Origin of the sequence: Synechococcus sp. EJ6-Ellesmere (assembly GCF_024345875.1) — a bacterium.
GTDB classification, from domain to species: domain Bacteria; phylum Cyanobacteriota; class Cyanobacteriia; order PCC-6307; family Cyanobiaceae; genus Regnicoccus_A; species Regnicoccus_A antarcticus.
Window position 1 is genome coordinate 1 of the sequence record NZ_JAGQBY010000169.1, and the last position, 6,706, is coordinate 6,706.

9 protein-coding genes, 1 pseudogene and 1 riboswitch are annotated in these 6,706 nt (G+C 67.3%); of the genes and pseudogenes, 4 read left to right on the top strand and 6 right to left on the bottom strand.

Features of this window, described 5'->3' with window-relative positions; genetic code table 11:
* Nucleotides 1-125: 125 nt before the first annotated feature.
* Nucleotides 126-434, bottom strand: a complete 309-nt coding sequence (locus KBY78_RS14995) for a hypothetical protein (RefSeq protein ID WP_255144312.1) — start codon at nucleotides 432-434, stop codon at nucleotides 126-128.
* A 168-nt stretch (nucleotides 435-602) separates the two neighbouring features.
* Between KBY78_RS14995 and KBY78_RS15000 the strand changes: the two genes are divergently transcribed.
* On the top strand, nucleotides 603-1,193 hold the full coding sequence (locus KBY78_RS15000; RefSeq protein ID WP_255144313.1) for a peroxiredoxin: 591 nt from the start codon (nucleotides 603-605) through the stop codon (nucleotides 1,191-1,193).
* Nucleotides 1,194-1,292: 99 nt separating this feature from the next.
* On the opposite strand, the gene purQ is transcribed toward KBY78_RS15000, so the two are convergent.
* Nucleotides 1,293-1,946 carry a phosphoribosylformylglycinamidine synthase subunit PurQ gene (purQ, locus tag KBY78_RS15005; RefSeq protein WP_255144315.1) on the bottom strand — a complete coding sequence of 218 codons (654 nt, stop codon included), beginning with the start codon at nucleotides 1,944-1,946 and terminating at the stop codon, nucleotides 1,293-1,295.
* A complete protein-coding gene (gene purS, locus KBY78_RS15010; protein ID WP_255144317.1) occupies nucleotides 1,943-2,224 on the bottom strand; it encodes a phosphoribosylformylglycinamidine synthase subunit PurS in 282 nt (93 codons plus the stop codon). Before purS ends, purQ begins: the two co-directional genes overlap by 4 nt.
* A 98-nt stretch (nucleotides 2,225-2,322) precedes the next feature.
* Here purS and KBY78_RS15015 point away from each other — a divergent pair, with 98 nt between their 5' ends.
* On the top strand, nucleotides 2,323-2,700 hold the full coding sequence (locus KBY78_RS15015; RefSeq protein WP_006171425.1) for a hypothetical protein: 378 nt from the start codon (nucleotides 2,323-2,325) through the stop codon (nucleotides 2,698-2,700).
* Nucleotides 2,701-2,708: 8 nt separating this feature from the next.
* Here KBY78_RS15015 and cobW read toward each other — a convergent pair whose 3' ends face one another.
* The 3 genes from cobW to KBY78_RS15030 all read right to left on the bottom strand — a co-directional run bounded on the left by cobW (nucleotide 2,709) and on the right by KBY78_RS15030 (nucleotide 5,183).
* Nucleotides 2,709-3,830: a cobalamin biosynthesis protein CobW gene (gene cobW / locus KBY78_RS15020; RefSeq protein ID WP_255144318.1), complete on the bottom strand. Its 1,122-nt coding sequence runs from the start codon at nucleotides 3,828-3,830 to the stop codon at nucleotides 2,709-2,711.
* A gap of 2 nt (nucleotides 3,831-3,832) precedes the next feature.
* The gene (locus KBY78_RS15025; protein WP_255144319.1) at nucleotides 3,833-4,402 is read right to left on the bottom strand and encodes a HupE/UreJ family protein; all 570 of its coding nucleotides are present in this window, start codon (nucleotides 4,400-4,402) and stop codon (nucleotides 3,833-3,835) included.
* Nucleotides 4,403-4,566: 164 nt separating this feature from the next.
* Nucleotides 4,567-4,728, bottom strand: a riboswitch (cobalamin riboswitch).
* Nucleotides 4,722-5,183, bottom strand: a complete 462-nt coding sequence (locus KBY78_RS15030) for a pentapeptide repeat-containing protein (RefSeq protein ID WP_006171422.1) — start codon at nucleotides 5,181-5,183, stop codon at nucleotides 4,722-4,724. (Overlaps the previous riboswitch by 7 nt.)
* A 130-nt stretch (nucleotides 5,184-5,313) precedes the next feature.
* On the opposite strand from KBY78_RS15030, the gene upp reads away from it, so the two are divergent.
* Both upp and KBY78_RS15040 read left to right on the top strand, forming a co-directional pair.
* The gene (gene upp, locus KBY78_RS15035) at nucleotides 5,314-5,997 is read left to right on the top strand and encodes a uracil phosphoribosyltransferase (protein ID WP_255144320.1); all 684 of its coding nucleotides are present in this window, start codon (nucleotides 5,314-5,316) and stop codon (nucleotides 5,995-5,997) included.
* 38 nt (nucleotides 5,998-6,035) lie between these two features.
* Nucleotides 6,036-6,706, top strand: a pseudogene (locus tag KBY78_RS15040) (3-phosphoshikimate 1-carboxyvinyltransferase); the annotation flags it as partial.

Sequence of the window (6,706 nt, forward strand, 5' to 3'; positions counted from 1 at the left end):
CATTTTTGGCGTCTGATTGAAGTCGCCCCAATCACAAGCGAATCCCAGGCCTGCCAAGGTCGTGTATTCGCTCTCTGATGCAGGGCATTGACTGGCGCGGTGGAGCCATCAGCCCCAGGCTGAGCTCAGCGCATCTCGATGGCGTTGAGGCGCTCACGGAAACTGGCAGAGGCAGAGCCTCCTTCAGTTCCGGAGGCCGGAGGAAGGTTGGGCGCCGGGGCTGGCCCCGCATAGCGCCTGGCTCGTCCGTAGAGCTGGGGCCGCACATCCACGGCACGCACCAGGGTGCCGGTGCGTGAGCGCCCGCCCCCGTCCTCGTCGCCGGGTTCCTCCCGGTTGAGGGGGCTGGTTTTCAGCTCGCTGCGCAGCTGGTTGAGCAGGCGGAAGTGACCGGTGTTGTTGTACTTACGAAGCAGGACAGGGTCCCAGGACATCTGGAAAAGGCTGTGGAAAGGGGGCGGGGCATCAGCCGACGTCGCCTGATCCATCCTAAGGGCAACTCTTGCCAGGGTTCCGTGATAAATTGTTGCGGTCGCAAGTGGTAGTCGGTCCGAGTTCGGACTGAGCTCCCTGCTCTCTCCTTCGTCACCCCCCTCTCAAGCATGTCCCGGCTCGTCGGTCTGCAGGCCCCTGAATTCACCGCCACCGCTGTGGTGGACCAGGAGTTCCAGACGGTCACCCTCTCCCAGTACCGCGGCAAGTACGTGGTGCTCTTCTTCTACCCCCTCGATTTCACCTTCGTCTGCCCAACGGAAATCACCGCCTTCAACGACCGCTACGGCGATTTCACCAGCCGCAACACCGAGGTGCTGGGCGTGTCGGTGGATAGCCAGTTCTCCCACCTGGCCTGGGTTCAGACCGATCGCAAGCAGGGTGGCCTCGGGGACATCGCCTATCCCCTGGTGGCCGACCTCAAGAAGGAGATCGCTTCCGCCTACAACGTTCTTGATGAGGACGCGGGTGTGGCCCTGCGCGGTCTGTTCATCATCGATCCCGACGGTGTGATCCAGCACGCCACCATCAACAACCTTGCGGTGGGCCGCAATGTCGAAGAGACCCTGCGGGTCCTTCAGGCCTTCCAGCATGTCAAGGCAAACCCCGATGAGGTCTGCCCCGCCAACTGGACACCGGGCGAGAAGACCATGAATCCTGACCCCGTCGGCAGCAAGGAGTTCTTCGCCGCGGTCAACTGAGCGGTCAACTGACCGCTCGCCCCCAGTGGGCAGTGGATCACCGCATCAATCGTGGGGGCCCATGAGCCCCCTTTTTGCTGCCTGCCTGAGGCGGACGACTCAGTTCAGCAGGCTGGCCAACAGGCGCTGGCCATCGATCCCGCCTGTGCGGGGGTCGCAGGCCCGCTCCGGGTGGGGCATCAGCCCGAGCACGTTGCCGGCAGGGTTGCACAGACCTGCCACATCACCCACGGAACCGTTGGGATTGTTCTGGTAGCGAAGAACCACCTGGCCGGCCTGCTCCATGGCCGCGAGGGTGGCCGGCTCGCACTGGTAACGGCCTTCGCCATGGGCGATCGGCAGGTTGATCACTTCGCCCTCCCCGTAGCTGGAGAGCCAGCAGCAGCCACCAGGGCGCACCGTCAGGGCTGTGGGCTCACAGACGAAGTGGAGTCGGCTGTTGCGAGTGAGAGCACCGGGGAGAAGACCCAGTTCGGTGAGCATCTGAAAGCCATTGCAGATCCCCAGCACCGGGCCGCCCCTGGCTGCAAATTCAGCCACCTCCTTCAGCACTGGAGCAAAGCGGGCGATCGCGCCGCAGCGGAGGTAGTCGCCATAGCTGAAGCCTCCGGGCAGCACCACAGCATCCAGGCCAGTCAGGTCCCGCTCCTCGTGCCAGAGGAAGCGGATCGGAATTCCCAGGCAGCCCTCAGCCGCCCAGCCCACGTCCCGGTCGCAGTTGGAGCCGGGGAAGACCACCACACCGATCGTCATGCCGATTGGCCCGCCCCATTGGCGGGGATCTCGCTGAGCTCCATTTCCCAGTTCTCGATCACGGGATTGGCCAGCAGCCGGTCGCTGAGTAACTCAACCCGCGAGCGGGCCGTGTCGGCATCGGCCGCTTCAATCTCCAGCTCCACTGCCTTGCCGATGCGCAGGCGATTCACTCCCTCCACCCCTAGGCGGCTGGAGGCGGCGCGGGTGGCCTCCCCGGCCGGATCGAGAACCGAGGGCCTCAGCGAGACCAGCACACGGGCGTGAAAGCGGGGCACCAGGCAGCCAGGGCGTTTGTTAAATCTTGGCAGCCCGTGTTCCCGCTCCGCCAGCCCCAGCTCCAGCTTGAAAGGGTGAGACGGAGGAGACCCAAGCCATGCAAGCCCCACCCCTGGCGCTGCCTGTACGGCGGCCCCTGTCAGCCTTCGCCGCGCTGACCCTGGCGGCGGTCGTGGTGATGGGGCTGGGCTGGGTCTCGCGAACGGCGTTGGGGGCCGAGCCTCCGGCCTACAAGCTGGAATGTCGTCTTGAGAATGGCCCCTGGCACCCCTGTGTGATGACGGTGGAGTCGGTGGGGGAGCGCTGGCAGATCGACCTTGAGGGTCTGCGGGTCATTTTCCGCCACGACGGTCGCGGCTCTGTGGAGATGCGCCGCTCCAGCGGCCCCTGGCAGCCGGTGAGTGGCCGCTGGCAGGACGACCATGCCCTCTGCTGGGACGGGGTCTGCGCCAAGGGTTCCTTCCCGCTGGATTGAGGGCCGCCTCAGGCCCGGGTGCTGAGGGCCGCGCCGCCCAGTGCTTTCTCCAGCCGTCCTCGGTCGAGGTGCAGGCCCAGCACCACCAGCTCCAGGCCTGGGCTTCCTTCGGCTGTGGGTTCTCCGGGATGACGGTCGTACCAGCAATCGAGCCGCGGACCGACCGCCTGGATCTGCAGGGGCCTTGGCTTGCCGCTCTGACGCAACCAGCCCTTAAGTCGCAGGATCCCCTGCTCCACGATCTGCTCGATCAGAAGGCGTTCCAGGGCCTGCCTCTCGAAGTCGCCCGGCAGCTGCAACGCCAGCGACTGCATCGGCACATGACTGTGGTCGTGGTCGTGGTCGTGGTCGTGGTCATGGTCAGCGGGATGACCCTGCTGATCCGAACGGTGCCCGGGGGCCGGCTCAACGCGCTCAAGGCCGAGCATGAGCTCGGCAGGAACCTTTCCGCGCACCATCGGCAGCACCTGTACTCCAGGTCGGCATAGCGGCGCCAGTTGTTGTTGAACGGCCTCACTCTGGGGACCATCGAGCCGATCGGCCCGGCTCATCAGCACCAGGTCCGCCGCCGCCAGCTGATCCCGGAAGAGGTCCTCGAGGTCGCTGAGGTGGTCGAGGCTGGGGTCGGCCGAGCGCTGACGCTTCAGGGCCGCAGGGTCGCCTACCACGCTGCCCTGAGCCAAGGCTTCGCCATCGACCACCGCCACCACGCCATTGACGCGGGTGCGGGTGCGGATCTCAGGCCACTGAAAAGCCTGCACCAGCGGCTCGGGCAGGGCCAGACCGCTGGTTTCGACCACGATGCCGTCGAGGTAATCGGCCTTGGCCAGCAGGATCTGCATGGTGGGCAGGAACTCGTCCTGGACGGTGCAGCAGAGGCAGCCGTTGGCCAGCTCCACCAGCCGACCTTCCAGCTCGTCTTCGGGGCAGAAGCCGCAGCTGCGCAGCAGGGCTCCATCAATGCCCACTTCGCCGAACTCATTCACCAGCACTGCCAGGCGCTGTCCGCTGTGGAGCAGCAGCTGGCGCAGCAGCGTGGTCTTGCCGGCGCCCAGAAAACCGGTCACGACGGTGACCGGCAGCCGCCGGCTGGCGAGCGGGGCCGGCGGGACTGCGGTGGGGATTGCCATCGTCAGGGCACCAGCTGGGTCCAGGCGAACGTGGCGCCGATGCCGATCATCACCCCGGCCACCAGTCGCAGGTTGGCGGCTTCAAGCCCCCGGGCCCAGGAGCGGACCAGGGTGACGGCCGTGATCAGCAGGGCCCCTTGGCTGATCAGAAGCCCGAATAGATAGAGAACCTGGGCTGAGAACGACCAGCCCAGCACTGGCTGGCTGAGGACACTGCCGTGCAGGGCGATGGCGGGAAGCAGGATCCAGCGTGGCCAGCGGCCCAGCACCACCAGAGCGGTGGCCACGAGCGAGAGGGCTACCAGCAGTTCGCTGCCGGGCGGCACAGGCAGCACCAGGCCCAGGGCGGTGGAGCCCAGGCCGATCGCCAGCAGGGCGATCACCCAGCGCAGAGGGTGTTGCAGCCCCACCAGGCCGAGGCTGAGCAGAAAGAGGAGATGGTCAGGGCCGAGCAAGGGATGGCCCAGCCCACTGAGGAAACCAGCCATGGCCCCTTCCCTCAGTCCGAAGGCCTCCATCAGGTGGTGGGCCGAGGCGGGAGCAGCCAGCAGCGAGAGCAGCAGCAGGGGCACCAGCCCGGCCAGGGTGATCAGATTCCCGGGGGTGGGCCTAAAGCTGGCTCCGTTAGGGATGTTTTGGTTGGGTCGGGGAGAGAATCGGGAGTGCCGTGCTGGCTGCCGTAGCCGAGCCGGATCCCGTGACAGGAAGGTCATGGTCTGGAATTCTGGTCCGCGCCGGCACGAGAGGGAGTACCGGCGGGTGTTCTGACTGGCTCGTGCGGCGGTTGTCGACCGGAGCACGGGCTTCACAGCTGCGGGACAGCGCCGGACTCACACCGGACTTTCCCCCTTGCCCCCGGTGGCTGTTCACCACCGGAACCGGACCCGAATGTTACCGGCAGCCCAGGCTTTCGACCGTGGACACCCCAGTGCTTGGGTTGACGCCATCGGCGCGGGAGCAGAGGGCCTTGACCTGGGAGAGATCCAGCACGGCGTCGCTAAAATCGGCCCCCTCGATCTGGGCACCGGTGAAACGGCTCTGCATGAGCATGGCGTTGCGCAGTACAGCCCCGCTCAGATCGGCCCCATCGAAGCGGGTGGCGAAGGCCACGGCGTCTTCGAGGTTGGCTGCGCTCAGGTTGGTGTTGGTGAGATCACTGGAGTTGAACACCGCCCCGCGCAGATCGCTGCCGCTGAGGTCGAAGCCGCCCATTGAGGCTTTGAGGAACTCCTGCTGACGCAGGTCACGGCCGTGCATGTCGGGCTGAAGATCCTGCAGGGCACGCTGGCCCCGCAGCTCCGGTGCCGTGATCGCAGCGGCGCTCCCCACCCCCATCAGCAGCGAGCTGCCCATCAGCAGGATCAGTCCGGCCAGCAGCGACCACCAGCGTCGGTGGATGCGCTGCCCAAGAGAAGGGTGGGGCCTGGACACCCGAAGAGCAGACGGCACGGCGCACGTAGCGTGACGGCTCAAGCTATGGCACATGAGCATGTCGCTGCGGGTGGTTGTTCCACCCCACCCCCTGATCGCCCACTGGCTCACTCTGCTGAGGGATCAGGACACCCCCTCGCCGCTGTTCGCCACCGCCATGGCCGAGCTGGGTCGCTGGCTCACCTATGAAGCCGTACGCGACTGGTTGCCCCAGCGATCCCTGCAGGTGCAGACCCCTCTGGCCGTCACCGACGGCATGGTGGTGGACCCGTCGGTGCCTGTGCTGGCGGTGCCGGTGCTGCGTGCTGGCCTGGGGCTGTGGGCCGGAGCCCAGGCAGTGTTGCCCTCCGCCCGGGTCGCCCATATGGGCCTGGTGCGGGATGAGCGCACGGGCGAGGCCAGTTGCTACCTCGACGCGCTGCCGCAGAGGATCGGCGAGCGGGTGGGGGTGATGGTCTTCGATCCGATGCTGGCCACTGGCGGCAGCCTGATCCAGGTGCTGGAGCGCCTGGAGGCCCGGGGGGTGAGCGGTCAGCGGTTGCGGGTGATCACGGCCCTGGCAGCCAGCCCCGGGCTCGCGACCCTCGGCAAGCGTTTCCCGGATCTCAGCGTGTACACCGCCTGCATCGATCCCGAGCTGGATGAGGCCTTCCGCATCGTGCCCGGACTGGGGGATGCGGGTGATCGTCTCAATGGCTCGCAGTCGCCGGCGTTTCCAGCGGAAGCTCAGGCCTAGGCTCCCCCGATTCCCCTTTCGCCTCGCCACTCCATCGCATGGCCGTCGCCCCCGCTCCCGGCAGCCCCCTGACCCTGGGCTCCAATGCCGGTGCTGGCCGGGAGCGCAGCCTGCGCGGCACGGTGCGGGTGCCGGGCGATAAGTCGATTTCCCACCGGGCTCTGCTCTTCGGTGCCATCGCCGAAGGCGAGACCCGTATCGAGGGCCTGCTCCCCGCCGAAGATCCCCTCAGCACCGCCGCCTGCCTGAGGGCCATGGGGGTCTCGATCGGTCCGATCCAGGCCGGTGAGCCGGTGCTGGTGCAGGGGGTCGGCCTCGATGGCCTCCAGGAGCCCGATGATGTGCTCGACTGCGGCAATTCAGGCACCACCATGCGCCTGATGCTGGGGCTGCTGGCGGGCCGCACGGGCCGCCATTTCGTGCTCAATGGCGATGCCTCCCTGCGCCGGCGGCCGATGGCCCGGGTGGGCCAGCCGCTGGCCGGCATGGGCGCGTTGATCCGCGGCCGGGCGGGCGGCAACCTCGCTCCGCTGGCGATTGAAGGCTGCCAGCTCCATGGCGCGGTGATCGGCACCCCCGTGGCCTCGGCCCAGGTGAAATCGGCCCTGCTGCTGGCGGCCCTCACGGCCAGCGGCTCCACCACCGTGATCGAGCCGGCCCGCTCCCGCGATCACAGCGAGCGCATGCTCAGCGCCTTCGGCGCCAAGTT

What these genes read in the sequence shown, in the direction of transcription:
- purQ (WP_255144315.1), bottom strand. Translation starts at nt 1,946, where the DNA reads ATGACGATCGGTGTGGTGGTCTTCCCCGGCTCCAACTGCGACCGGGAC.
- KBY78_RS15015 (WP_006171425.1), top strand. Translation starts at nt 2,323, where the DNA reads ATGCAAGCCCCACCCCTGGCGCTGCCTGTACGGCGGCCCCTGTCAGCC.
- cobW (WP_255144318.1), bottom strand. Translation starts at nt 3,830, where the DNA reads ATGGCAATCCCCACCGCAGTCCCGCCGGCCCCGCTCGCCAGCCGGCGG.
- KBY78_RS15030 (WP_006171422.1), bottom strand. Translation starts at nt 5,183, where the DNA reads ATGGGCAGCTCGCTGCTGATGGGGGTGGGGAGCGCCGCTGCGATCACG.
- KBY78_RS15000 (WP_255144313.1), top strand. Translation starts at nt 603, where the DNA reads ATGTCCCGGCTCGTCGGTCTGCAGGCCCCTGAATTCACCGCCACCGCT.
- KBY78_RS14995 (WP_255144312.1), bottom strand. Translation starts at nt 434, where the DNA reads ATGTCCTGGGACCCTGTCCTGCTTCGTAAGTACAACAACACCGGTCAC.
- upp (WP_255144320.1), top strand. Translation starts at nt 5,314, where the DNA reads ATGAGCATGTCGCTGCGGGTGGTTGTTCCACCCCACCCCCTGATCGCC.